The organism is Blastococcus sp. SYSU DS0510 (assembly GCF_054050835.1).
In genome coordinates, this window is record NZ_JBJHAC010000010.1 from 128,318 (window position 1) to 151,965 (window position 23,648).

Annotated in this window: 25 protein-coding genes; 17 read left to right on the top strand and 8 right to left on the bottom strand. The window is 72.5% G+C overall.

Annotated elements, in window-relative coordinates; genetic code table 11:
• Positions 1-35: 35 nt before the first annotated feature.
• Together trpD and ACI79P_RS10390 are read right to left on the bottom strand one after the other, a co-directional pair.
• Complete coding sequence (gene trpD / locus ACI79P_RS10385) at positions 36-1,088, bottom strand: anthranilate phosphoribosyltransferase (protein ID WP_456580968.1); 1,053 nt, start codon at positions 1,086-1,088, stop codon at positions 36-38.
• An 8-nt stretch (positions 1,089-1,096) separates the two neighbouring features.
• Positions 1,097-1,525: a hypothetical protein gene (locus ACI79P_RS10390; RefSeq protein ID WP_456580969.1), complete on the bottom strand. Its 429-nt coding sequence runs from the start codon at positions 1,523-1,525 to the stop codon at positions 1,097-1,099.
• Positions 1,526-1,648: 123 nt separating this feature from the next.
• Between ACI79P_RS10390 and ctaE the strand changes: the two genes are divergently transcribed.
• The 4 genes from ctaE to qcrB all read left to right on the top strand — a co-directional run bounded on the left by ctaE (position 1,649) and on the right by qcrB (position 6,011).
• Positions 1,649-2,272 (top strand): aa3-type cytochrome oxidase subunit III, encoded by a 624-nt coding sequence (gene ctaE / locus ACI79P_RS10395; RefSeq protein ID WP_456580970.1) that lies wholly within the window; start codon positions 1,649-1,651, stop codon positions 2,270-2,272.
• A gap of 7 nt (positions 2,273-2,279) precedes the next feature.
• Positions 2,280-3,122 (top strand): cytochrome bc1 complex diheme cytochrome c subunit, encoded by an 843-nt coding sequence (qcrC, locus tag ACI79P_RS10400; protein ID WP_456580971.1) that lies wholly within the window; start codon positions 2,280-2,282, stop codon positions 3,120-3,122.
• Positions 3,123-3,195: 73 nt separating this feature from the next.
• Complete coding sequence (gene qcrA / locus ACI79P_RS10405) at positions 3,196-4,308, top strand: cytochrome bc1 complex Rieske iron-sulfur subunit (RefSeq protein WP_456580972.1); 1,113 nt, start codon at positions 3,196-3,198, stop codon at positions 4,306-4,308.
• The gene (gene qcrB, locus ACI79P_RS10410) at positions 4,308-6,011 is read left to right on the top strand and encodes a cytochrome bc1 complex cytochrome b subunit (protein WP_456580973.1); all 1,704 of its coding nucleotides are present in this window, start codon (positions 4,308-4,310) and stop codon (positions 6,009-6,011) included. Before qcrA ends, qcrB begins: the two co-directional genes overlap by 1 nt.
• Positions 6,012-6,638: 627 nt before the next feature.
• On the opposite strand, the gene ACI79P_RS10415 is transcribed toward qcrB, so the two are convergent.
• Positions 6,639-7,043 (bottom strand): cytochrome c oxidase subunit 4, encoded by a 405-nt coding sequence (locus ACI79P_RS10415; protein ID WP_456580974.1) that lies wholly within the window; start codon positions 7,041-7,043, stop codon positions 6,639-6,641.
• Positions 7,044-7,094: 51 nt separating this feature from the next.
• On the bottom strand, positions 7,095-7,994 hold the full coding sequence (ctaC, locus tag ACI79P_RS10420; RefSeq protein ID WP_456580975.1) for an aa3-type cytochrome oxidase subunit II: 900 nt from the start codon (positions 7,992-7,994) through the stop codon (positions 7,095-7,097).
• A gap of 292 nt (positions 7,995-8,286) precedes the next feature.
• Between ctaC and ACI79P_RS10425 the strand changes: the two genes are divergently transcribed.
• From ACI79P_RS10425 to asnB, 3 genes are read left to right on the top strand one after another with little or no spacing between them, the layout of a single operon-like run.
• Complete coding sequence (locus ACI79P_RS10425) at positions 8,287-8,652, top strand: metalloprotease (RefSeq protein WP_456580976.1); 366 nt, start codon at positions 8,287-8,289, stop codon at positions 8,650-8,652.
• Positions 8,642-8,983, top strand: coding sequence for a DUF3817 domain-containing protein (locus ACI79P_RS10430; RefSeq protein WP_456580977.1), 342 nt, complete (start codon positions 8,642-8,644; stop codon positions 8,981-8,983). The genes ACI79P_RS10425 and ACI79P_RS10430 overlap by 11 nt, the downstream gene beginning before the upstream one ends.
• 39 nt (positions 8,984-9,022) lie before the next feature.
• Positions 9,023-10,954 carry an asparagine synthase (glutamine-hydrolyzing) gene (asnB, locus tag ACI79P_RS10435; protein WP_456580978.1) on the top strand — a complete coding sequence of 644 codons (1,932 nt, stop codon included), beginning with the start codon at positions 9,023-9,025 and terminating at the stop codon, positions 10,952-10,954.
• Between the two features lie 152 nt (positions 10,955-11,106).
• Here the strand turns inward: asnB and ACI79P_RS10440 are convergent, their stop codons facing one another.
• Positions 11,107-11,454 (bottom strand): HesB/IscA family protein, encoded by a 348-nt coding sequence (locus tag ACI79P_RS10440; protein ID WP_091931329.1) that lies wholly within the window; start codon positions 11,452-11,454, stop codon positions 11,107-11,109.
• A 150-nt stretch (positions 11,455-11,604) separates the two neighbouring features.
• Between ACI79P_RS10440 and ACI79P_RS10445 the strand changes: the two genes are divergently transcribed.
• Genes ACI79P_RS10445 through ACI79P_RS10455 form a run of 3 tightly spaced genes read left to right on the top strand, consistent with a single transcriptional unit; the run spans position 11,605 to position 14,055 of the window.
• Positions 11,605-12,219, top strand: coding sequence for a DUF3043 domain-containing protein (locus ACI79P_RS10445; RefSeq protein ID WP_456580979.1), 615 nt, complete (start codon positions 11,605-11,607; stop codon positions 12,217-12,219).
• 31 nt (positions 12,220-12,250) lie between these two features.
• Positions 12,251-13,060, top strand: a complete 810-nt coding sequence (locus ACI79P_RS10450; RefSeq protein WP_456580980.1) for an MBL fold metallo-hydrolase — start codon at positions 12,251-12,253, stop codon at positions 13,058-13,060.
• 11 nt (positions 13,061-13,071) lie between these two features.
• Entirely contained in the window at positions 13,072-14,055 is a 984-nt protein-coding gene (locus ACI79P_RS10455; RefSeq protein WP_456580981.1) for an aldo/keto reductase family protein, read from the top strand.
• Between the two features lie 37 nt (positions 14,056-14,092).
• Here the strand turns inward: ACI79P_RS10455 and ACI79P_RS10460 are convergent, their stop codons facing one another.
• The gene (locus tag ACI79P_RS10460) at positions 14,093-14,305 is read right to left on the bottom strand and encodes a hypothetical protein (protein ID WP_456580982.1); all 213 of its coding nucleotides are present in this window, start codon (positions 14,303-14,305) and stop codon (positions 14,093-14,095) included.
• A 123-nt stretch (positions 14,306-14,428) separates the two neighbouring features.
• Between ACI79P_RS10460 and ACI79P_RS10465 the strand changes: the two genes are divergently transcribed.
• The 4 genes from ACI79P_RS10465 to ACI79P_RS10480 all read left to right on the top strand — a co-directional run bounded on the left by ACI79P_RS10465 (position 14,429) and on the right by ACI79P_RS10480 (position 16,828).
• The gene (locus tag ACI79P_RS10465) at positions 14,429-14,875 is read left to right on the top strand and encodes a phage holin family protein (protein WP_456580983.1); all 447 of its coding nucleotides are present in this window, start codon (positions 14,429-14,431) and stop codon (positions 14,873-14,875) included.
• The gene (locus ACI79P_RS10470; protein ID WP_456580984.1) at positions 14,872-15,330 is read left to right on the top strand and encodes a DUF3618 domain-containing protein; all 459 of its coding nucleotides are present in this window, start codon (positions 14,872-14,874) and stop codon (positions 15,328-15,330) included. The genes ACI79P_RS10465 and ACI79P_RS10470 overlap by 4 nt, the downstream gene beginning before the upstream one ends.
• Complete coding sequence (locus ACI79P_RS10475; protein WP_456580985.1) at positions 15,327-15,599, top strand: DUF4235 domain-containing protein; 273 nt, start codon at positions 15,327-15,329, stop codon at positions 15,597-15,599. The genes ACI79P_RS10470 and ACI79P_RS10475 overlap by 4 nt, the downstream gene beginning before the upstream one ends.
• Before the next feature lie 86 nt (positions 15,600-15,685).
• Entirely contained in the window at positions 15,686-16,828 is a 1,143-nt protein-coding gene (locus tag ACI79P_RS10480) for a YihY/virulence factor BrkB family protein (RefSeq protein ID WP_456580986.1), read from the top strand.
• A gap of 12 nt (positions 16,829-16,840) precedes the next feature.
• Here the strand turns inward: ACI79P_RS10480 and gcvT are convergent, their stop codons facing one another.
• A complete protein-coding gene (gene gcvT / locus ACI79P_RS10485) occupies positions 16,841-17,959 on the bottom strand; it encodes a glycine cleavage system aminomethyltransferase GcvT (RefSeq protein WP_456580987.1) in 1,119 nt (372 codons plus the stop codon).
• A 207-nt stretch (positions 17,960-18,166) separates the two neighbouring features.
• Here gcvT and ACI79P_RS10490 point away from each other — a divergent pair, with 207 nt between their 5' ends.
• On the top strand, positions 18,167-19,678 hold the full coding sequence (locus tag ACI79P_RS10490) for a leucyl aminopeptidase (protein ID WP_456580988.1): 1,512 nt from the start codon (positions 18,167-18,169) through the stop codon (positions 19,676-19,678).
• A gap of 98 nt (positions 19,679-19,776) precedes the next feature.
• On the opposite strand, the gene ACI79P_RS10495 is transcribed toward ACI79P_RS10490, so the two are convergent.
• Positions 19,777-20,121, bottom strand: coding sequence for an oxidoreductase (locus tag ACI79P_RS10495; protein WP_456580989.1), 345 nt, complete (start codon positions 20,119-20,121; stop codon positions 19,777-19,779).
• 152 nt (positions 20,122-20,273) lie between these two features.
• On the opposite strand from ACI79P_RS10495, the gene lpdA reads away from it, so the two are divergent.
• Together lpdA and sucB are read left to right on the top strand one after the other, a co-directional pair.
• A complete protein-coding gene (lpdA, locus tag ACI79P_RS10500) occupies positions 20,274-21,653 on the top strand; it encodes a dihydrolipoyl dehydrogenase (RefSeq protein ID WP_456580990.1) in 1,380 nt (459 codons plus the stop codon).
• A 48-nt stretch (positions 21,654-21,701) separates the two neighbouring features.
• Positions 21,702-23,588: a 2-oxoglutarate dehydrogenase, E2 component, dihydrolipoamide succinyltransferase gene (sucB, locus tag ACI79P_RS10505; protein ID WP_456580991.1), complete on the top strand. Its 1,887-nt coding sequence runs from the start codon at positions 21,702-21,704 to the stop codon at positions 23,586-23,588.
• Positions 23,589-23,648 lie beyond the last annotated feature (60 nt).

Consider the following 23,648-nt stretch of genomic DNA (forward strand, 5'->3'; position numbering starts at 1 on the left):
CGTCCTCCTCGCCCCTCGCGAGCCTCCGGGCGGGCCTAGCGGCGGACCGCGCGGCTGACCTCGACCCAGCGGTCCAGGAGCGTCGCCGCGCGTCCGTCGTCGACCGCCGCGGCTGCCCGCTCCAGCCCCGCCGCGAGGCCGTCGTGCAGCCGCGTGGGCCGCTCGTCGAACGCCACCAGCGCGGCGGCGGCGTTGAGCAGGACGGCGTCGCGCACGGGCCCCCGCTCGCCGTCGACGACCCGGCGGAACACGTCGGCGTTGACCCGGGCGTCCCCGCCGCGCAAGGCGTCCGGCGGCGGCGCCTCGATGCCGAGCGCCGCGGGGTCGACCCGGTCGGCCTCCACGACCCCGTCGCGGACCTGCCACACCGCCGAGGTCGTCGCGGTGGTCAGCTCGTCGAGGCCGTCGTCACCCCGGAACACCAGCGCCCGCGTCCCCCGGGCGGCGAGCACCTCGGCGAGCACCGGCGCCATGCGCGCGTTCGCGCAGCCGATCGCCGCCGCCACCGGACGCGCCGGGTTGGTCAGCGGGCCGAGGAAGTTGAAGACGGTGCCGATGCCCATCTCCCGACGCGGGGCGGCCGCGTGCCGCATCCCGGGGTGGAACACCGGCGCGAAGAAGAAGCCGATGCCGGCCTCGCGCACGCAGGCGGCCACGGCGTCTGCGGGCAGGTCGATGACCACCCCCAGCGCCTCCAGGACGTCGGCGGCCCCGGACGACGAGGACGCCGCGCGGTTCCCGTGCTTGGCGACGGGAGCACCCGCGGCAGCCGTCACGACCGCCGCCATGGTGGAGATGTTGACCGTGTGGGCGCCGTCGCCTCCCGTGCCGACGATGTCGACGCAGTCCATGGGCAGCCGCACCGGCGTGGCCTGCGCCAGCATCTCGGTGGCGAGCCCGGCGACCTCCTGCGGGGCCTCCCCCTTGGCCCGCAGCGCGACGGTGAAGCCGGCCACCTGGGCGGGGGTGGCCTCACCGGTCATCACCTCCCGCATCGCCCAGCGGGAGTCCTCGGCCGTGAGGTCCTGCCCGGCGAGCAACCGGTTGAGCAACCCGGGCCAGGTGGGCGCGGCGGACGTCGGCGGCACCAGCGGCGTCACCGGCGGGCGGCGGGGTGGCCCGCGTCGGCGCGCAGGAGGTCGGCCACCACCCGGGGGGCGACCAGCGGGTCGACCGGCAGGGCGAGCGTCGCCTCCGCCCGTGACCAGTGGGCCAGCCAGCGGTCGGGCTGCCGCGCCACGAGCAGGCAGACCGCCGGACGGTCGGCGACCTCCATCTCCAGCTGCCGGGCCAGCGCCATCCCGCCGGTGGGCTGCGCCTCGCCGTCCAGGATGCACAGGTCGATGCCGCCGGCGTCGACCGCGGCCACCACCTCGTCGCCCGTCGAGCACTCCAGCCAGGTCAGGGGCCCCACGTCGGGGGCGGGCTGCCGCCCGACCGCCGCGCGCACCGCGTCGCGGACCTCGGGACGGTGGCTGTAGACCAGCACGGTGGCCGGTGCGGCGGGCTTGTCGGCGGCACTCACGCCGCCGAGCCTAGTGCCCGGGGGCGTCTGCGCAGGCCGGGGCGGCGCGTCGGTATCGAGCTGGTCACATCACCGCCACGCCGTCACCACCCGCAGTCGTGACCACGCCCCGCCGATGCCATGATGAGCCCCGTGACAACGGCCCCCGTCGCGAGCAGCACCTTCGACACCTCGCGGGTGCACTCCCTGACCCGACCGAACATGGTCAGCGTCGGCACGATCATCTGGCTCTCGAGCGAGTTGATGTTCTTCGCCGGCCTGTTCGCCATGTACTTCACCGCGCGAGCCCGGGCCACCGAGGGGTGGCCGCCGGAGCCGACCGAGCTGAACCTCCCGTACGCCACGGTCTTCACCGTGATCCTGGTGCTGTCCTCGGTGACCTGCCAGTTCGGGGTGTTCGCCGCGGAGAACGGCAACGTCTACGGCCTCCGCCGCTGGTTCACGATCACCTTCGTGATGGGCCTGGTCTTCGTGCTGGCCCAGGCGAACGAGTACCGGGTCCTGGTCATGGACCACGGGACGACCATCTCGTCGTCCACCTACGGCTCGGTCTTCTACATCACGACGGGCTTCCACGCCTTGCACGTCATCGGTGGCCTCATCGCCTTCGTCTACGTGCTCATCCGGTCCACCATGGGCCGTTTCACGCCGGCGCAGGCGACCTCGGCCATCGTGGTCTCCTACTACTGGCACTTCGTCGACGTCGTGTGGGTCGGGCTCTTCGCCACGATCTACCTGATCCGCTAGGGAACCGGTGTCCACCACGAACCCGCAGTCCGACGCCCCGCTCGCCGACGCCGGCACGCCTGTCGACCGGGCACGCGCACGCCGCCGCTCCAAGCACCGCCGGCGCATCGCCAACGTCGCGGCCCTCATGGCCTCGCTCATCCTCACCGGTGCCCTGTACTCGGTGTTCACCCCGGCCCAGGCCGCGGACGAGGCCACGAGCGAATCGGCGGCCGAGGCGGCCGGGCGCGAGCTGTACGAGCGCTCCTGCATCTCCTGCCACGGGGAGAACCTCGAGGGCGTGGCCAATCGCGGCCCGTCGCTGATCGGTGTCGGTGAGGCCTCCGTCTACTTCCAGGTCCACACCGGCCGCATGCCGCTGGTCCGCCAGGAGGCCGACGCCCCCGACAAGCCGGCCGTCTTCTCCGACGAGGAGATCGACCAGCTGATGACCTACGTCCAGGCCAACGGCGGTGGCCCCACGCTGCCGTCGGGCGACCTGCGCGAGGGCGACCTCGCCCTCGGTGGTGAGCTCTTCCGGCTGAACTGCTCGTCCTGCCACAACTTCGTCGGCCAGGGCGGCGCGCTCTCCTCCGGGAAGGCGGCGCCGAGCCTGGAGGGCTCCACCGACCTCGAGATCTACACCGCGATGCTGAGCGGCCCGGAGAACATGCCGGTCTTCGGCGACAACCAGCTCACCCCGGAGGAGAAGCGCTCGATCATCGCCTACGTCCAGACCATCCAGAACATGGCGGACCCGGGTGGTGCCGGCGTCGGCCGCATCGGCCCGGTCGGCGAGGGCCTGGTCATCTGGATCGTGGGCATGAGCGCCCTCCTGTTCGGCATCTTCTGGATGGGGAGCAAGGCGTGAGCACGCCTGCCCGCCCGTCGACCACCACTGCTGCTGCGCGGTCGCTGACCACGGCCGCCGGCGAGGAGGAAGCGTGAGCACCCGCGAGACCCGCCCCGGCTCGGCCGGCGGCGCGGACACCCCCGGCCCCCTGCACGGCGGGCCGGACGACGACTACACCCCCGAGCAGCTCGCGGCGATGCGCCGGGAGGAGCTCGACCTGCTCGGTGCCCGGTACGACGGCGTGGAGATCCTCCACGTCGACCCCGGCCCCGAGCCGGGCTCGGCGCTGGAGCGCCGGGCGGTCCGCCAGGTCGGCTGGACCTTCGCCCTCGCCGGCGTCTTCGCCTTCCTGTTCCTCGTCGTGTACGTCGGCTCAGGCTGGTTCCTGCCCGAGTGGTCGTGGGCCGAGGAGGGAACCACCTGGAGCGCGCTGTTCACCCCGCTCCTCGGCCTCTGCATGGGCCTCTCCCTGACCCTGGTGGGCGCGGGCCTGGTGCTCTACACGAAGAAGCTGCTCCCCCACGAGACGGCGGTGCAGGACAAGCACGACGGCTCGCACTTCGACCGCGTCACCACCGGCGCCACGCTCGTCGGCGGTTACCACAACAGCGGGCTGCCACGCCGCAAGCTGATCACCCGGTCACTGGCATTCATGGGTGCCGGCGTCGGCATCATGCTGCTGGCCCCGCTCGGCGGCCTGATCAACAACCCGAGCCGCGGGAACACGCTCGGCCGGACCGCGTGGGCGGAGGGCGTCCGCCTCCTCCGCGATGACGGCAGCCCGGTCCGGCCCGGTGACCAGGAGCCCGGCTCCCTGGAGACGGTCTTCCCGGCCGTGCCGGGTGGCAACCGGCTGACCGACGCCGCGACCATGCTCATCCGGCTGCGGCCGGAGCAGGTGCTGCAGGACGAGCCGCGCGAGGGCCAGGCGGACTTCTCCTACGGCGACTACGTCGCCTACTCGAAGATCTGCACGCACGCCGGCTGCCCGGTGTCGCTGTACGAGCAGGAGACCGGTCGCATCCTGTGCCCGTGCCACCAGTCGCAGTTCCTCGTCACCGCGGGCGCCAAGCCGATCTTCGGGCCGGCGACCCGCTCACTGCCCCAGCTGCCCATCACCGTCGACGACGAGGGCTTCTTCGTGGCGCGCAGTGACTACATTGAAGCCGTTGGCCCGACCTACTGGAACCGGGAGCGCATCTGATGGCAGCTCGCACCGCCACGGCGCCGGGGGCCCCGACCACGAGACTCGGCAAGGCCGCGCTCGAGATCGACGACCGCCTCATCGTCGCCGGCCCCGTCCGGCGGACCCTCAACAAGGTCTTCCCCGACCACTGGTCGTTCCTGCTCGGGGAGATCGCGCTCTACTGCTTCGTCATCCTGCTGCTCTCGGGCACGTACCTGACGTTCTTCTACCAGGCGTCGATGACCGAGGTCACCTACGACGGGTCCTACAACCCGCTGCGTGGCGTCGACATGTCGATCGCCTACGCCTCGACGCTGGACATCTCCTTCGACGTCCGCGGCGGCCTGTTCATGCGTCAGCTGCACCACTGGGCCGCCCTGCTGTTCGTCGCAGCCATCGTCGTCCACCTGCTGCGGATCTTCTTCACCGGCGCCTTCCGCCGTCCGCGGGAGAGCAACTGGCTCATCGGCGTGGTGATCCTCATCCTCGCGCTGCTCGAGGGCTTCTCCGGTTACTCCCTGCCCGACGACCTGCTCAGCGGCACGGGCCTGCGGATCATGTCGGCGATCATCCTGGCCATCCCCGTCGTGGGCACCTGGATGCACTGGGCGGTCTTCGGCGGTGACTACATCGGCGAGCTGATCATCGGCCGGCTCTACATCGCCCACGTCCTGCTCATCCCGGCCATCCTGCTGGCGCTCATCGCGGTCCACCTGCTGATCCTGGTCAAGCAGAAGCACACCCAGTTCCCCGGTCCGGGCCGGACCGAGCACAACGTCGTCGGCAACCGCCTCTTCCCCACGTTCGCCGGGAAGGCGACCGGCCTGCTGTTCGTCGTGTTCGGGGTCTGCGCCGCCCTCGGTGGCCTGGTGCAGATCAACCCGGTGTGGTTGTGGGGCCCGTACAACCCGGCCCAGGTCTCGGCCGCGTCGCAGCCCGACTGGTACATCATGTGGCTGGACGGCTCGTCGCGTCTGTTCCCCGCCTGGGACCTGAACCTGCCGGGCGACTACACGATCCCCGCACTGTTCTGGCCGACCGCCGTGCTCCCGGGCATCATCTTCACGCTGATGCTCTTCTACCCGATGATCGAGCGGAAGCTGACCGGGGACACCGCCTCGCACCACCTGCTGCAGCGTCCGCGTGACGTCCCGGTGCGGACCTCGCTGGGCATGATGTCGATCGCCTTCTACGTCGTGCTGCTGATCTCCGGCGGCAACGACGTCGTGGCCGAGAAGTTCGACATCAGCCTCAACGCGATGACGTGGGCCGGGCGCATCGGGATGATCCTGCTGCCGCCGATCGTGTACGTGATCACCTACCGCATCTGCCTCGGTCTGCAGCAGCACGACCGCGAGGTGCTCGAGCACGGCATCGAGACCGGCGTCATCCGCCGCCTGCCGCACGGCGAGTTCATCGAGGTCCACCAGCCGATCGGCCCGGTGGACGCGCACGGTCACGGCCAGCTCGCCTACGGCGGCGCTCCTGTGCCCAAGAAGATGAACCAGGTGGGTGCGGCACGGCGCGCGGTCCGAGGGTTCTTCTCCCCCGTGGAGGAGCCCACGGCCGTCGAGATCGAGCAGCGTGGCGAGGGTCGCGGTCTCGCGGCCGGCGAGTCGGATCGGGAGCTCACGACCTCGGGTCGTCCGTCCGAAGGTGGCCGCCCCTCCGAGGGTGGGCGCCCCTCCGAGGGTGGTCGCCCGCAGGACCCGCGCGACTGATCGACGCCTGACAGAAGGGCCCCGGTGGATCTCCACCGGGGCCCTTCTGCTGTGCCCGGACGAAGACGTCCCGCAGGTCCGAGCCAGGGCACGTCCGGCGCGATCCACCTCCCCGGTCCGGGCGAGACAAGCGCTTCCTCGACCACCTAGACCGGTGGCGCCACGCCCGGGCCGGCCGCCGACACGGAGCCCCCGGAATCCGCTGAGGAACTGCCTGCGGTCTGGCCAGCTGAGCGGCCAGGGGCTCGCGACGCCGCGGCGCCCCCCGCGCTCGCCCAGCGGGCGGCGTGCAGCCCCTGAGCGCCTCCCTGCGCGCTCCCCCAGGGACGCTGCGCCCCGGGGGGAGCGAGACAGGCAGCCCGGGTGCCCCGCAGGAGTTCCCGGGCCGCGCACGGTCCGTCCGCACCGGGGAGGCCGCTGGCGCGCACGGTCGGTCGCACCGGGGCGCCGTCCCGGCCGACCGGCGGCGACGTGCCTGCTGTCGACGCACCGTCGGCTCCGGATGCGGACGGGCGGTCACCCCCGGGCCGGCGCACCGTCGGAGGAGCCCTCGAGCCCGCGACCGGGGACGACGAGAGGCCCCCTCCGCCATCAGGCGGAGAGGGCCTCGTCGGTGGTTCCGGGAGCTCAGCTCTGCTCGGCGTTCTGCCCCACGTAGTACTCGAAGAGCAGCCCACCGACGGCGACCAGGATCCCGACGCTGGCGATCGCGATCAGCCAGAAGTACCAGAAGGCGATACCCAGCCCCATCAGGCCCGCAGTCAGCGCCAGGGTGAACGGCCAGTAGCTGGCCGGGCTGAAGAAGCCCAGCTCGCCCGCGCCGTCGGCGATCTCGGCGTCCTTGCGGTCCTCGGGACGGGCGTCGATCCGGCGGGAGACGAACCAGAAGAAGCCACCGATGAGGATCGTCAGACCGCCCGACAGAGCGAGGGCCGTGGTGCCGATGGGCTCACGGGACCAGAAGCCGTAGACGACCGCGCAGACGAAGCAGAACACCGCGATGAGATTGAAGATCAGCGCCTCGACCTTCACGGTCGTGCCTCCTCGGGCATGTGGGGGGTCCGGTTGTCAGCGGCAGGCATTTCAGCCCCCCGTCTGCTGCAGGTCTTCGACCTTCTCCTGCACCAGGTCGATCGGGGTGGTCGTGCTGGCCTCGCCCGGCTGCCCGATCTCCTCGAGCGCCTCGTAGGTGCCCAGCCCGGACTCACGGGCGGCCAGGTAGGCGTCGTACTCGTCGGGAGAGACCGCGCGGACCTCGAAGTTCATGTAGGCGTGGTACGTGCCGCACAGCTCGGCGCAGCGGCCGACGTAGGCACCCTCCTCGCGGACGGTGACCTCGAAGACGTTGTCCCGGCCGTTCTCGTTGCCCGGGATGACGTCGAGCTTGAAGAGGAACTCCGGAACCCAGAACGAGTGGATGACGTCCGCCGAGGCGAGCTCGAACCGCAGGCTGCGGTCGGTGGGCACGACGAGGATGGGGATCTCGGTGCTCGTGCCGACCGTGTCGACCGGCTCGCCGTCCGGACCGTTCGTGTTCGGGTAGACGAACTGCCAGTTCCACTTGAAGGCGTTGACGGCGATGACCTCGTCCGGGTCCGGGCTGATCTGCCGCACCTGGTTCTGGGTGTTCACGGTGAAGAAGAAGAGGCCGGCGATGATGAGGAACGGGAGGATCGTGTAGACGATCTCCAGCGGCAGGTTGTACGCCGTCTGCCGCGGCAGCTCGTCACCCTTCTTGCGGTGCGCGATCACCGTGTAGGCGATCAGCGCCCAGACCGCCAGGCCGATGATGAGCGCCGCGAAGGTGGAGCCGACCCACAGCTCCCGCATGGCCTCGGCCTCGTCGGTGATGCCGTCGGGCCATCCCCACCGGACGAAGTTCCGCTCCCACCACTCCGCCTCGCCGAGCTCGCATCCGGTGAGGGTGAGTCCCCCCAGGAGACCGAGCGCGGCCAGCCGCGCGAGCCTGCTGCCTCGAGCCACTGCTCGCTGCCTCCTCGTCCTCCGCCCGGCCTCCGGGCGGTCCTTGCAAACGGATCTCCACCGGTTCTCGGCAGAGTGGATCCACGCCGAACTCAGTGTGGGCCGAGACTAGCCGACCCGCCTCAGGGGCTGACCACCGGAGACGTCCGGGCGGGTCGGACCCCGGCAGGTGCGCGGACGCCGGGTGGGTCGCCCGCCGGTGGCTCCCGGGACGTGGTCGCGGTCCCCGTGCGCGGCGGCGCGCCCGGCCGTGCCGGCCGCCGGCACCGCCAGGACGGTTAGAGTCGGTGCCGTGTTCTCCCGGCTGCTGACCCCGAGATGGGTGCTCCTGCACCTGCTCGTGGCGGCCCTGTTCGTCGCCACCTTCTTCCTCGGCTACTGGCAGCTCTCCAAGGCAGAGGCCGGCGGTGGCGCGGTCAACTGGAGCTACGCCATGCAGTGGCCGCTCTACGGCTTCATGGGGCTGTGGTTCTACGTCCGCATGGTGCGGGTCGAGCTGCACCGCCCGCCGGACGAGGACCAGCCGGGCAACGCGGTGGTGCTCTACCAGCGGCCGCGCATCGACACCACCGGCGACCCCGAGCTCGCCGCCTACAACGCCTACCTCGCCGAGCTCAACGAGCGGGCCCTGGGACAACGGAGCAGCAATGGCTGCTGAGACGACGCAGGCGCCCACGCGGGAGATCCCCCCGGCGCTCACCCGCTACCGCGTGATGGCCACCGTCGTCGGCGTCCTGCTCATCGCGTTGTTCTTCGTGGCGATGCCGCTCGAGTACATCTGGGACATCCACGGCGCCACCGCCGTCATCGGGACGCTGCACGGCTGGCTGTACTTCATCTTCTTCCTGAGCGCCGGCGACCTGGCGCTGCGCGCCCGCTGGACGCTCAAGGGCTGGCTGCTCATCACGGTGGCGGGCACCATCCCGGTGCTCTCCTTCTTCGCCGAGCGCTACGCGACCGCGAAGACCCGCGCCGGCGAGCGCGTCTGACCCCCTGGCCACCCCCCGACCCCCGGAGTCCCGCGCCTCATGTGTGGCCTGCTCGCCTACTTCTCGACCGACGCCCCCCGCGTGACCGACGGCATCGTCTCCGACGTCCGCGAGGCGCTGCACTGCCTGCGCCACCGCGGGCCCGACGAGAACGAGGTCTGGCACGACGACCGCGTCGTCTACGGGTTCAACCGCCTGGCGTTCATCGACATCGAGCACAGCCACCAGCCGATGCCGTACGCCGACGGCCGGTACCGGATCGTCTTCAACGGCGAGATCTACAACTACGTCGAGCTCCGGGAAGAGCTCGCCGCGGCCGGTGCGACCTTCGCCACCGAGGGCGACACCGAGGCGATCGTCGCCGGCTACCACCTGTGGGGCGAGGAGATCGTCACCCGGTTGCGTGGCATGTTCGCCTTCGTCATCTGGGACAGCGAGACCCGCACCGTCTTCGGCGCCCGCGACCCCTTCGGCATCAAGCCGCTGTTCACCACGCGCCTGGCCGACGGGGCCATCGCCTTCTCGTCCGAGAAGAAGGCGCTGCTGGAGATGCTCGGCGGGAGCACGGCGGCCGGCGGCGTCGACCCCGCGTCGCTGCAGCACTACCTGACGCTGCAGTACGTGCCGGAGCCGGCGACGCTGCACCGGGGCATCCGCCGCATCGAGAGCGGGACCCGCTTCACCGTCGCCGACGGCGAGCTGTCCACGGAGCGCTATTTCCACCCGACCTTCCCGATCCGGCCGGTCGCGAAGGACGAGCAGCAGGCGCTCTACGACCGCATCGCCGAGGTGCTCGACGACTCGGTGCGGGTGCACATGCGCGCCGACGTCACCGTCGGGTCCTTCCTCTCCGGCGGCATCGACTCCACGGCCATCGCGGCGCTGGCGAAGCGCTACAACCCCGAGCTCATGACCTTCACGGTCGGTTTCGAGCGGGCGGGGTTCTCGGAGATCGAGGTCGCCGCGGAGTCCGCGGCCGCCATCGGCGTCGAGCACATCACCAAGGTCGTCACCCCGGAGGAGTTCGCCGGGTCGATCCCGCTGGTCGTCTGGTACCTCGACGACCCGGTCGCCGACCCGGCGCTCGTGCCGCTGTACTTCGTGGCCCGGGAGGCGCGCAAGCACGTGAAGGTGGTGCTCTCCGGCGAGGGCGCCGACGAGCTGTTCGGCGGGTACAACATCTACCGCGAGCCGCTCTCCCTGGCCGCCTTCGACAGGCTGCCCGCCGGCATCCGCCGCGCCCTCGGCACGCTGTCGACCAAGCTGCCCGACGGCATGCGGGGCAAGGACCTCCTGCGTCGCGGCTCCATCCCCCTGGAGCAGCGCTACTACGGCAACGCGCGCATCTTCCGGGACGAGGAGCTGACCTTCCTCGAGAAGCGCGACCCGGACCTGTCGCACGTCGCCGTCACCCGGGAGCTCTACGAGCGCACCCGGGCAGCCGGCTACGACGACGTGACGGCGATGCAGTACGTGGACCTGTTCACCTGGCTGCGCGGCGACATCCTGGTCAAGGCCGACAAGATGACGATGGCGAACTCGCTGGAGCTGCGCGTCCCGTTCCTCGACCCCGAGGTCTTCCGCGTCGCCTCCACCATCCCGGTCGACCAGCGGGTCACCCGGGAGACGACGAAGCACGCGCTGCGCCGCGCGCTCGAGCAGATCGTGCCGCCGCACGTGCTGAACCGGCGCAAGCTCGGCTTCCCGGTGCCCACGCGCCACTGGCTGGCCGAGGACCTGCACGACTGGGCGCGGCAGATCATCGAGGACAGCCAGACCGAGGAGTGGCTGGACAAGCAGCAGGTCCTGGCCATGCTCACGGCCCACCGGCAGAACCAGCGGGCCGGCTCACCGGTCGACCACTCCCGCAAGCTGTGGACGCTGCTGGTGTTCATGGTGTGGCACGGCATCTTCGTCGAGCAGCGCATCACCCCCGACGTGCCGGAGACGGTCTACCCCGTCCGGTTGTAGCACCGCCCTACGGGACGACGATGGCCCGGCACCCTGCTCGGGTGCCGGGCCACTGCCACGTCGTCACGGGCGCCGCCCCTGCGAGCGGTGACGCCGCGACGCGGAGCCCGGAGGGCTGCCGCCGCGGTGTCGTCCGGAGGACGACGGATGACTCAGTTGAAGGAGTCACCGCACGCGCAGGAACCCTGCGCGTTGGGGTTGTCGATCGTGAAGCCCTGCTTCTCGATGCTGTCGACGAAGTCGATCACCGCACCGCCGAGGTAGGGGCCGCTCATCCGGTCGACGATGACCTCGACGCCGCCGAAGTCGTAGGTCTGGTCGCCGTCGAGGAACCGCTCGTCGAAGAAGAGCTGGTACCGCAGACCGGAGCAACCACCGGGCTGGACGGCGATGCGCAGCCGGAGGTCGTCCCGACCCTCCTGGTCCAGCAGAGCCTTGACCTTGGCGGCCGCGGGGTCGCTGAGCACGACGCCGGTGGCCGCGGTGTCCTGCACCGTCATATTCCTGTCCTCTCCCTCCGAGGTGTCCGCGCACACGTGTTCCGTGACGGACGAACGCCGTCGGAACGGCTCCTCTTCCCGTGCACCCACTGTACGGCTCCCCGCGCGACGTCCGGGGCTCCGTTGCTCACACACGTAGACTTCCGGGCCGTGAAGCTCCGCCTGCCCGGCCGCCGTGACCATGCCGAGACGACCGCCTCCTCCGGCGAGGACGGCGAGCTGACCGCGCACCTGGTGAAGGCCGGCGGCAAGGGCCGTCCGACGCCCCGGCGCAACGAGGCGCAGGGCCGGCGCCAGGGTCCTCCCCCGCCGCCGCCCACCACGCGCAGGGAGGCCTACAAGCGGATGCGCGAGCAGCAGGCGCTGCGCCGCGCGGAGGCGCGTCAGGGCATCGCCCGGGGTGAGACCGACTACCTCCCGGCCCGCGACCGCGGCCCGGAGCGCAAACTCGTCCGCGACCTGGTCGACAGCCGCCGCAACATCGGCAGCTTCTTCCTGGCCATCGCCGCCGTCGCGCTCGTCGGCACCTTCGTGCCGAGCATGGCGGTGAAGAGCTACACGAGCTTCCTGCTCCTCGGCTTCTTCCTGATGCTGATCATGGACTCGGTGGTGCTGGGCCGGAAGATCAAGCGCACCGTCCTGGAGCGCTTCCCCGACGGCAACCACAAGATGAAGGGCCTCGTCTGGTACGGCATCAGCCGCTCCACGATGGTTCGCCGCTGGCGCTTCCCGAAGCCCGAGGTGCCGATCGGCGCCGAGGTCTGAGCGAGGGCGTCCTCCCGCACCGTCGCGGCTGATGCGCGTCACCCTCCTCGGCACCGGCGCGGCCGACGGCTGGCCCAACCCGTGGTGCACCTGCCCGTCGTGCGCCGACTCCCGCCGCCGGGGCGAGCTGCGCCGTCCGACGTCCGCCCTGGTCGACGGGGCGCTGCTCATCGATCTGTCGCCCGCTCCGCCCCCGGACGGCATCTCCCTCGCCGGCGTGCGCACCGTCCTGGTCACCCACGACCACGCCGACCACTGCGCGCCGCTGGCGCTCCTGGCCCGCCAGTGGGTGCGCCGGGCGGAGCCGCTCACCGTCGTCGGCCCGCCCCCCGTCCCGGCGACGCTGCGGCCGTGGCTCGGCCCCGAGGACCCGGTCGAACTGGTGGCGGTCGCGCCGGGCGACGTGCTGGACCGCGCCGGGTACCGGATCCGCGCGCTGGAGGCCGCGCACGAGGTGCCGACGGTGCTCTACGACGTCACGGGTCCCGACGGCGCGCGCATGCTGCACGCCACCGACACCGGTCCCCTGCCCGCGGGCACGGTCGAGGCCACCCGCGGCGCCGCCTACGACATCGTGCTGCTGGAGGAGACGTTCGGCGAGGTCTCGGACCACGGCACCGGCCACCTGGACCTCGCGACCTTCCCCGTCCAGCTGGACCGGCTGCGCGGGGTCGGCGGCGTCACCGGGAGCACCGACGTCGTCGCCGTCCACCTGGGGCACCACAACCCGCCGGCCGCGGTGCTCGCCGGGCGGCTGGCCGGGATGGGCGCGCGCCTGCCCGCCGACGGCGACACCGTCGAGGCCGGGGCCGGACGGGCGGCGGTCCGACCGGGCGCCTAACGTCGCGGTTCGTGGAATTCAGACGCCTCGGCCGCTCCGGCCTGACCATCTCCGAGATCGCGTACGGCAACTGGCTCACCCACGGCGGCCAGGTCGAGGAGGACGCCGCGCACGCCTGCGTGCGGGCCGCCCTGGACGCCGGCATCACCACCTTCGACACCGCCGACGTCTACGCCGGCACCCGCGCGGAGACGGTCCTCGGCGCCGCCCTCGCGGGGCAGCGCCGGGAGTCGATCGAGCTGTTCACGAAGGTCTACTGGCCCACGGGCCCGGGCCGGAACGACCGCGGGCTGGGCCGCAAGCACGTCATCGAGAGCTGCCACGCCTCGCTGCGGCGGCTGCAGACCGACTACGTCGACCTCTACCAGGCCCACCGCTACGACCCGACCGTTCCGCTCGAGGAGACGATGACCGCTTTCGCGGACCTCGTCCGGTCGGGCAAGGCCCTCTACATCGGCGTCTCGGAGTGGAACGCCGAGCAGATCGCGTCGGGCGCGGCGCTGGCCCGCGAGCTCGGCATCCAGCTGATCAGCAACCAGCCGCAGTACTCGATGCTCTGGCGGGTCATCGAGGCCGAGGTCGTGCCGACGTCGGAGAAGGAGGGGCTGTCCCAGATCGTCTGGTCGCCCCTGGCGCAGGGGATCCTCACCGGCAAGTACCGCCCGGGCGAGCAGCCGCCGGCCGACAGCCGCGCCGGGCACCCCGAGGCCGGCCGCTCGATGCAGGGCTTCATGACCGACGACATCCTCGGCCGCGTCCAGCAGCTGCGGCCGATCGCCGACGACCTCGGGCTCTCGATGGCCCAGCTGGCCCTGGCCTGGGTGCTGCAGAACGGCAACGTCGCCGCCGCGATCATCGGCGCGACCCGGCCGGAGCAGGTGCACGACAACGTGGCGGCCGCCGGCGTCCGCCTCGAGGAGGACGTGCTGGCGCGGATCGACGAGATCCTCGGCGACGTCGTCGAGCGCGACCCCTCGAAGACCGCCCGCGGATGAAGGCCCTGCCACCTGACCCTCGACCTCCCGTGGAGGGTCAGGTGGCGGCGAGCCCCATGGGCCCGTAGGCCTTCCGGTCGTCCTCGAACAGGGTGACCGTGGCGACGCCGCGGTCGAGCAGCTCCCGCCAGTTCTCGCCCAGCCACGACTCGGCGTCGCCCTGGTTGTCGTGCGCGGGCACCTCCACCCCCACCACCGCGGGGTCGAGGGTGGATCCGGACGGGTCCTCGAGACGCCAGTGCCAGCTCATGCAGGCAGGTTAGCGGCGGAGGGCGTGACCGACGCCACGTTCCCGGGCCGTGACCGCCCCGCCGGTTACGGCCCGACCGCAGGGGGCATGACGGTGCATCGACGCCGTCCACCCGGAGGACCGATGAGCACACCCCGCCCCGACGCCACGGCCGGCGCCACCCGCGCAGCCGTGGACGCCGTCCCCGAGAACGCTTCGACCGGCGAGCTGATCAGCCGGCTCACCGAGCAGATCAGCACCCTCGTGCGGGACGAGGCCCGCCTCGCCCAGGCCGAGATGACCCAGAAGGCCAAGAAGCTCGGCGTCGGCGCCGGCCTGTTCGGTGCCGCGGGCCTGATGGCCTTCTTCGGCGCCGCCACCCTGATCACCACGATCATCCTGGCCCTGGCGCTGGTGATGCCCGCCTGGCTGGCCGCGCTGATCGTCACCGTGGTCCTCTTCGCGATCGCGGGCGTCCTCGCCCTCGTGGGGAAGAAGGACGTCCAGCAGGGGGCACCGCCGGTGCCGACCGAGGCCATGGCCGGTGTCAAGACCGACATCGCCACCGTGAAGGAGAGTGCGCGCCGGTGACCACGCCCAAGGACGACGGCCAGGCGTCGAGCGGTCCGACCGACCCCGACGCCATCCGGGCCGAGATCGAGGAGACCCGCGACCAGCTGGCGCACACCGTCGACGAGCTGAGCCAGCGGCTCGACGTGCCCGCCCGGGCCAAGGAGAGCGCCGCCCGCGCCAAGGACACCGCGGTGGAGACCTACCGCGAGAGCCCCCCGGCGTTCGCCGGGGCCGGGGCCGCGCTGGCGGGTCTCGTCGGCCTGGTGCTCTGGCGGCGCCGCCGCGCGCGGCGCCGGGCCAGCACCGAGGAGCTCATCGTCGGCGCCCGCGTGGGCCGCAAGCGCGAGGCGAAGCGGGCGCGCAAGGAGCTCGCCGCACGGCGGAAGGCCGCCCAGAAGGCCGTGAAGGACGTGCGGAAGAAGACCGAGCGGGCGGAGAAGAAGGCCCGGCGGAGCAGGAGGAGGAAGCGTTGAGCAAGGGAGCCAAGCTCGCCTACCGGCCGTTCGGTCTCGCGGCGGGCCTGTTGGCCGGTGCCGTCTCCGGAGCGGTCTTCAAGCAGGTGTGGAAGCGCATCAGCGGCGAGGACGACGCCCCGGACGCGCTCCAGACCGAGTACCCGATGTGGGAGATCGTCGTCTCCGCGGCCCTCCAGGGCGCGATCTTCGCGGCCACCAAGGCGACCATCGACCGCCTGGGCGCGGAGGGCTTCACCAAGCTGACCGGGACGTGGCCGGGCGACTGACGCCCGCCCGGTGGCCGGGACGACCGTCCCGGCCACCGGCATCCCGCACCGACCCGCAGACGACGGCCCAGCACCAGGGAGACGCAGTGACCGGCACCCGCCCACGCGAGAGCGCCGTCGACCGGATCCGCCAGCGGGTGGAGGAGAAGGCCGCCCGCCGCGCGGCCGCGGCGAAGGCTGCGGCTGAGGGCGGCTCGTCGCGGGATCCGCACGAGCTGCCCCCGGACGCGCCCGCTCCCGAGCAGCTGCCGGGCATCCGGGCCGCCAACCCGCTGCAGATCCCCGCCGGGGGCTGGAAGCAGGTCCTCAAGCGGGCGTGGGCGGAGAACAACGCCGACAACATGCCCATCATCGCCGGCGGCGTGGCCTTCTTCGGCTTCCTGGCGATCTTCCCGGCGCTGCTGGCCCTGATCTCCATCTACGGCCTGGTCGCCTCCCCCGAGCAGGCCGCCGCGCAGGTGGAGGAGTTCACCGCCGGGCTGCCGGAGACGGCGCAGGGCCTGATCGAGGACCAGGTCACCTCCATCACCGACAACGCCGGCGGTGCGCTCACCCTCAGCCTCGTGGCCTCCATCCTGGCGGCGCTGTGGAGCGCCTCCGGCGGGGTCAACAACCTGGTCAAGGCGGTCAACATCGCCTACGACGAGGTCGAGACCCGCAACTTCGTGAAGCTCCGGGCGCTCTCCCTGGCCCTCACGCTCGGCGCCATCGTCTTCGTCGTGCTCACGATCGGCCTGGTCGCCGTGCTGCCGATCGTCATCGACCTCCTGCCACTGGGGTCGGTGGGCACCGTGCTGCTCGAGATCGCACGCTGGGTGGCGCTGCTCCTCGTCGTCGCGGGCTCGCTGGCGGTGCTGTACCGCGTCGCCCCCGACCGCGACGCGCCGAAGATCCGCTGGGTCAGCCTCGGCTCGGTCGTGGTCACCGCCGTCTGGGCGCTAGTCAGCCTCGGCTTCACCATCTACGTGAACAACTTCGGCAGCTACGACAAGACCTACGGCGCCATCGCCGGGGTGATCGTGCTGATGCTGTGGCTGTACCTCACGTGCTACCTCATCCTGCTGGGCGCCGAGATCAACTCCGAGGCCGAGCACCAGACCGGCCTCGACACCACCGACGGCGACCCCGTGCCGATGGGCGAGCGCGACGCCGTGAAGGCCGACACGCTGCCGGCCAAGGCCGAGCCCGAGAAGGGCGACGGCGACCCGACCCGGAAGAACGCTCCTTAGCCGGCGCGCTCCTCAGCGCACGCGGGACGGCACGAAAGGCGGCCGCACCACCTCGACGGGTTCGCGGCGGCCCCGGACGTCGAGGGTGAGCGACGCACCCTCGGCCACCCCGCCGGCGGCGTCGAGCAGCGCCAGGCCGATGCCGGTCCGCAGCGTCGGGGAGAACGTCCCGCTGGTCACCTCGCCCACCTGCGCGCCGTCGCCGTCCAGGACGGCCATGCCCGGCCGCGGGATGCCGCGGCCGGACGCGCGCAGCCCCCAGAGCAACCGTGCCGGGCCGGCCTCCTTCTCGGCCAGGAGGGCGTCACGTCCCCAGAACGCGGGCTTGCGCCAGCCGACGGCCCAGCCCGCGCGGGCCTGGACGGGGCTGATCTCCCGGGAGAGCTCGTGGCCGTGCAGCGGGTAGCCCATCTCGGTCCGCAGCGTGTCGCGGGCGCCCAGGCCGCAGGGCCGGATGCCGAGGTCCTGCCCGGCCTCCAGGACGGCGTCCCACATCTCGCCGGCCCGGTCGGCGGCGATCAGCAGCTCGTAGCCGTGCTCACCGGTGTAGCCGGTGCGGCACACCGTCACCTCGGCCCCGGCGCCACCGGTCCCCGTCACGAAGGACATGTAGCCGATCTCGCCGGGCACGCCCAGCAGCTCCAGCACCTGCAGCGAGCGCGGTCCCTGCACGGCGAGGACGGCGACGTCGCTGTGCCGGTCGGTCACCTCCACGCCGGCCGGGGCGGCATCGGCCAGCCGTGCCAGCACCTCGGCGGCGTTCGCCGCGTTGGGCACCAGCAGGACGTCGTCGGGACCGTGCGGGTAGACGATCAGGTCGTCGACCACTCCCCCGGCACCGGGCTCGCCGTCGGGGACGCAGCACATCGTGTACTGCGCCTGGCCCGGCCCGATCCGGGAGAGGTCGTTGGTGAGGCAGGCGTCGACGAACGCGGCAGCACCCGGCCCGCGGACCGTCCCGGTGCCCAGGTGTGACACGTCGAACAGGCCCACACCCTCGCGGACCGCGGCGTGCTCGGCCAGCACGCCCCCGCCGGCGTACTCGATCGGCATGGACCAGCCGCTGAAGTCGGCGAGCTTGGCGCCGGCCGCGACGTGCCGGTCGTGGAGGGGCGAGGTGCGTGGGGTCACGCGGTCACGCTAACGCCACCCCCGCATCCGGGACGACGTACTGGAACGGCCCGGTTGCAGGGACCCCCCGCGAGCCGCGACGCACTGGAACGGGCCCCATCCGGAGGCTCGGCCCCAGCTGGCGACGAACTGGAACGGCCCCGTTGCAGGGACCCGCCGCGAGCCTGCGAGCGGTGGGGGGCATCGGGGTCCTTCTAGGATCGTGCGGTGCCGCCGACGATCACCGCCACCGACCACCCGCTCGAGAAGCTGACCGGCGACGCCGTCGTCGTCGCCGTCGGCAAGGGTCCTGACGGGCCGCTCGCCACCCCCGGCGCCGAGGCCCTGGACCGCCTGCTCGGCGGCCGGCTCCTCCCGGCGCTCACCGACCTGGGCGCCCGCGGCGCCGAGGACGAGGTGACCCGCCTGCCCTCCTTCGGCCAGGGCCCCTTCCCCGTCGTCGCCGTCGTGGGGCTCGGCGCCCCGGAGGCTTCGGGCGGCTACACCCCCGAGAGCCTGCGCCGCGCCGCAGGTGCCGCCAGCCGCGCGCTCCGCGGCCGCCGCTCCGTCGTCAGCCTGCTCGCCGCCGTGGGCGGGACGCCCGACGAGGAGCGCCTGCACGCCGTGGGCGAGGGCTCCCTCCTGGGCGCGTACGAGTTCACCGCCTACAAGTCCCACCTGCCCGCCGACCGCCCGGCCCCGCCGAGCGAGTTCACGATCGTCGTCCCCGGAGCGGGCGCGGCCGAGTCTGCGCTGCGCCGGGTGCGCGCGGTCGCCGACGCCGTCGCCCTGGTGCGCGACCTGGTCAACACCCCGCCGAACGACCTCTACCCGGCCGAGCTCGCGGCCCGGGGCGCGGCCGCCGGCGAGAAGGTCGGCCTCACCGCCGAGATCCTCGACGAGGACGACCTCGCCGCCGGTGGCTACGGCGGCATCCTGGCCGTCGGTGGCGGGTCGACCCGCAAGCCGCGGCTGCTGCGCCTGACCTACGCGGGCGCCGGCGCCCGCAAGAAGGTGGCCCTGGTCGGCAAGGGCATCACCTTCGACAGCGGCGGGATCTCGATCAAGCCCGCCGCGAAGATGGAGGACATGAAGAGCGACATGGCCGGCGCCGCCGCCGTGATCGCCACCGTCTGCCTCGTCGCCCAGCTCGGGCTGCCGGTCGAGGTCGTCGCGACCGTGCCGATGGCCGAGAACCTGCCCAGCGGCACCGCCTACCGGCCGGCCGACGTGGTCACGTTCCGCAACGGCAAGAAGGCCGAGATCACCAACACCGACGCCGAGGGCCGCGTCGTGCTGGCGGACGCCATCGCCCGAGCGGCCGAGGACTCCCCCGACGTCCTGCTGGAGACCTCCACGCTCACCGGCGCGCAGTTGGTCGCCCTCGGCGCCCGGACCGCCGGCGTCATGGGCAGCGAGGACCTGCGCGACGCGGTGATCGCCGCCGCCGGGCGCAGCGGCGAGCTGATGTGGCCGATGCCCCTGCCTCCCGAGCTGCGCAAGGGGATCGACTCGACGGTCGCGGACTTCGTCAACGCCAACACCGACCGGATGGGCGGGATGCTGGTCGGCGGCCACTTCCTCGCCGAGTTCGTGCCGGACGGGCTGCCGTGGGCGCACATCGACATCGCCGGGCCGAGTTACAACACCTCGTCGCCGTGGGGCTACACGCCCAAGGGCGGCACCGGCGTCCCCGTCCGCACCCTGCTGGCGACCATCGAGGCCCTCATCGCCGACTGACCGCGGCGATGACCAGGTCACCTGATCGTCGAGCGTCCTCCCTCACGGCCCGCGGTGAGGGAGGACGCCGCGCGGTGGGGGTGGACGGCTCCTCCGGCCTAGAGCCGGTCGCGCTTCTGGCGGGCGCTGTAGTCGCGCATCCGCTGCGGGTAGCCGGTCACCTGGGCGTCGTACACCGGGATCGACAGCTCCTGGGACAGCCGGCGGGCCACGTCGGGGCCGTCGATGCGCCGCCGGGTCCACTCCCCGTCGGCCGCGACGAGCACGATGGTCGCCTCGGTGACCGCCGTCCGCGGCTCCACGAAACCCTCGACGCCCCGCCGGCTGGCCACGAACTCCTCCAGGTGCCGCAGGTCGCCCCGCTGCGACGCGCGGTCGAGCGTCGGGCGGCCGGCGCCCCCCGCAGAACCCCGTCGTCCGCGCCACCGGTCGAACAGCCCCATGCACCTTCTCCGTCTTCCCGGGGTCGCGCGATCACCGCGACGCTCGCGAGGGCAACGGTGGTCCGGGCCAGGTCGTTCCCGGAGTGGCAGGATGTGCAGCAGCCCCCGCCCGCTCGAGCGGGGACGCCGCCCGTCGCATTCGAGGAGCATCCGTGAGCGCACCCACCTCCCCCGCCGACCTGGTCATCCTCGGCGGTGGCTCGGGCGGATACGCCGCCGCGTTCCGCGCCTCGGAGCTCGGCCTGAACGTCGTCCTCATCGAGAAGGACAAGGTCGGCGGCACCTGCCTGCACCGCGGGTGCATCCCGACCAAGGCCCTGCTCCACGCCGGCGAGGTCGCCGACCTGGCCCGTGAGGGCGAGCAGTTCGGCGTCAAGACGTCGCTGGCGGGCATCGACATGGACGGCGTCAACAGCTACAAGGACGGCGTCATCTCCAAGCTCTACAAGGGGCTGCAGGGCCTGGTGAAGGCCCGCAAGATCACCTACGTGGAGGGCGAGGGCCGGCTCACCTCGCCGACCACCGTCGAGGTGAACGGCGAGACCTACGAGGGCAAGCACGTGCTGCTGGCCACCGGCTCCTACCCCCGCTCGCTGCCGGGCCTGGAGATCGACGGCACGAAGGTCATCACCAGCGACCACGCGCTCAACCTCGACCGCGTCCCCAGCTCCGCGATCATCCTGGGCGGCGGTGTCATCGGCTGCGAGTTCGCCAGTGCCTGGAAGTCCTTCGGCGTCGACGTCACGATCGTCGAGGCCCTGCCCCACCTGGTGCCGCTGGAGGACGAGGCCGCCTCGAAGCTGCTGGAGCGCGCGTTCCGCCGCCGGAAGATCGCCTTCGAGCTGGGCAGCCGCTTCTCCGGCGTGCAGTCCACCGAGAACGGCGTCAAGGTCTCGCTGGAGAACGGCAAGGAGATCGAGGCCGAGCTGCTGCTGGTCGCCGTCGGCCGCGGGCCGGTCAGCTCCGGGATCGGCTACGAGGAGGTGGGCGTCGCCATGGACCGCGGTTACGTCCTCGTCGACGAGTACATGCAGACGAACATCCCGACCATCTCGGCCGTCGGCGACCTGGTGCCCACCCTGCAGCTGGCCCACGTCGGCTTCGGCGAGGGCATCCTCGTCGCCGAGCGGGTCGCCGGGCTCGAGCCCGCGCCGATCGACTACGCCGGCGTGCCGCGCATCACCTACTCCGACCCCGAGGTCGCCTCGGTCGGCCTCACCGAGGCCCAGGCCAAGGAACGCTACGGCGAGGTCAAGACGCTCACCTACGACCTCGCGGGCAACGGCCGCAGCCAGATCCTGAAGACGACGGGCGCGGTCAAGCTCGTGCAGGCGCCGGACGGGCCGGTCGTGGGCATCCACATGGTCGGCAGCCGCGTCGGCGAGCTCATCGCCGAGGCCCAGCTGATCTACAACTGGGAGGCCGAGGCCGACGACGTCGCCAGCCTCATCCACCCGCACCCGACGCAGAGCGAGGCGCTCGGCGAGGCCCACCTGGCCCTCGCCGGCAAGCCCCTGCACGTGCACGGCTGATCCCCGCTCTACCCCCACCCACCCAGCGCCAGAAGGAGCACCGCCCCGATGCCGACCTCCGTCACCATGCCCGCCCTGGGCGAGAGCGTCACCGAGGGCACGGTCACCCGCTGGCTCAAGCAGGAGGGGGACCAGGTCGAGGTCGACGAGCCCCTCCTCGAGGTGTCGACCGACAAGGTCGACACCGAGATCCCCTCCCCGGCCGCCGGTGTGCTCACCAAGATCCTCGTGGCCGAGGACGAGACGGTCGACGTCGGCGCGGAGCTCGCGGTGATCGGCGGTGGCGACGGGGACGAGGGCGCCGACAGCCCCCCGGCCTCGGCGGAGGACGCGGACACCACCCCGCAGACCCCCGACCAGCAGGTCGAGGACGCCGGCACCGAGCCGGAGCAGCCCGCCGCCGAGCCCGAGCCGCAGGAGGCGCAGGCCTCGGAGTCCGGCTCGGGGGGCGGTTCCGGCGGCGGCGAGGGGACGCCGGTCACCATGCCGGCCCTGGGCGAGAGCGTCACCGAGGGCACGGTCACCCGCTGGCTCAAGGCCGTCGGCGACGAGGTGACCGCGGACGAGCCGCTGCTCGAGGTCTCCACCGACAAGGTCGACACCGAGATCCCCTCCCCCGTCAGCGGCACGCTGCTGGAGATCACGGTCGGGGAGGACGAGACCGTCGACGTCGGCGCGCAGCTCGCGGTGATCGGCAGCGGCGCGTCCGGCGGCGGCAGCGCCGCCCCGCAGCAGGAGGCGCCGAAGCAGGAGGCGCCCAAGCAGGAGGCGCCCAAGCAGGAGGCGCCCGAGCAGGAAGCCCCGAAGCAGGCGGCGCCGGCGGAGCCCGAGCCGCAGGCAGCCCCCAAGGCCAAGCAGGCCGACCCGGCCAGCGAGCAGCCCGGCGGCGACTACGGCGCGAGCGGCGCCCTGCCGTCGGACTCCCCGACCGACGCCCCCGCCCCCCAGGTGGCCCCGCAGGCGCCGGCCCCGTCGGGCGACGGCGGTGGTGGGCAGTACGTGACGCCGCTGGTGCGCCGCCTGGCCGCCGAGCACGGCGTCGACCTGAACGCGGTGTCCGGCACCGGCGTGGGCGGTCGCATCCGCAAGCAGGACGTGCTCGCGGCCGCCGAGAAGCCCGCCCCGCAGGCCGCTCCCGCGCAGCCCGCGGCGTCGGCGCCGTCCGGCGGTGCGCGCACGCCGTCCCCGGCCGCGACCCCGGACACCTCCGTCCGCGGCCGCACCGAGAAGCTCTCCCGCCTGCGCGGCGTGATCGCCCGCCGCATGGTGGAGTCGCTGCAGGTCAGCGCCCAGCTGACCACGGTCGTCGAGGCCGACGTCACCCGCATCGCGCAGCTGCGCCAGCAGGCGAAGAAGGACTTCGAGGCCCGCGAGGGCGTCAAGCTCTCGTTCCTGCCGTTCTTCGCCAAGGCGGCGGTCGAGGCGCTCAAGCAGCACCCGTCGGTGAACTCCTCGATCGACCTCGAGGCCGGCACCGTCACCTACCACGACAGCGAGAACCTCGGCGTCGCCGTCGACACCGAGCGCGGGCTGCTCGTGCCGGTGATCCACGAGGCGGGCGACCTCAGCCTCGGCGGGATCGCGCGCAAGATCAGCGACCTGGCCGAGCGCACCCGCACCAACAAGGTGACGCCGGACGAGCTCGGTGGTGGGACGTTCACGCTGACCAACACCGGCAGCCGCGGCGCCCTCTTCGACACCCCGATCATCAACCAGCCGCAGGTGGCGATCCTGGGCACCGGCTCGGTCGTGAAGCGGCCGGTCGTGGTGCAGGACGCCGAGCTGGGCGAGGTGATCGCGGTGCGGTCGATGGTCTACCTCGCGCTGACCTACGACCACCGGATCGTCGACGGCGCCGACGCCGCCCGCTTCCTCACCACGGTGCGCGAGCGCCTGGAGGCCGGTCAGTTCCACGGCGAGCTCGGCCTCGGCTGAGAGAGCCCGGCCACCCACCGCTCGCCGGCTCGCGGCGGGCCCCCTGCACGGGGGCCCGCC

Bases quoted from the DNA above. Each gene is read 5' to 3' on its own strand.
- ACI79P_RS10440 (WP_091931329.1), bottom strand. From the start codon at position 11,454: ATGACGGTGCAGGACACCGCGGCCACCGGCGTCGTGCTCAGCGACCCC.
- ACI79P_RS10465 (WP_456580983.1), top strand. From the start codon at position 14,429: ATGAGCACACCCCGCCCCGACGCCACGGCCGGCGCCACCCGCGCAGCC.
- ACI79P_RS10430 (WP_456580977.1), top strand. From the start codon at position 8,642: ATGGCTGCTGAGACGACGCAGGCGCCCACGCGGGAGATCCCCCCGGCG.
- ctaE (WP_456580970.1), top strand. From the start codon at position 1,649: ATGAGCCCCGTGACAACGGCCCCCGTCGCGAGCAGCACCTTCGACACC.
- qcrB (WP_456580973.1), top strand. From the start codon at position 4,308: ATGGCAGCTCGCACCGCCACGGCGCCGGGGGCCCCGACCACGAGACTC.
- ACI79P_RS10495 (WP_456580989.1), bottom strand. From the start codon at position 20,121: ATGGGGCTGTTCGACCGGTGGCGCGGACGACGGGGTTCTGCGGGGGGC.
- ACI79P_RS10460 (WP_456580982.1), bottom strand. From the start codon at position 14,305: ATGAGCTGGCACTGGCGTCTCGAGGACCCGTCCGGATCCACCCTCGAC.
- ACI79P_RS10450 (WP_456580980.1), top strand. From the start codon at position 12,251: ATGCGCGTCACCCTCCTCGGCACCGGCGCGGCCGACGGCTGGCCCAAC.
- asnB (WP_456580978.1), top strand. From the start codon at position 9,023: ATGTGTGGCCTGCTCGCCTACTTCTCGACCGACGCCCCCCGCGTGACC.
- sucB (WP_456580991.1), top strand. From the start codon at position 21,702: ATGCCGACCTCCGTCACCATGCCCGCCCTGGGCGAGAGCGTCACCGAG.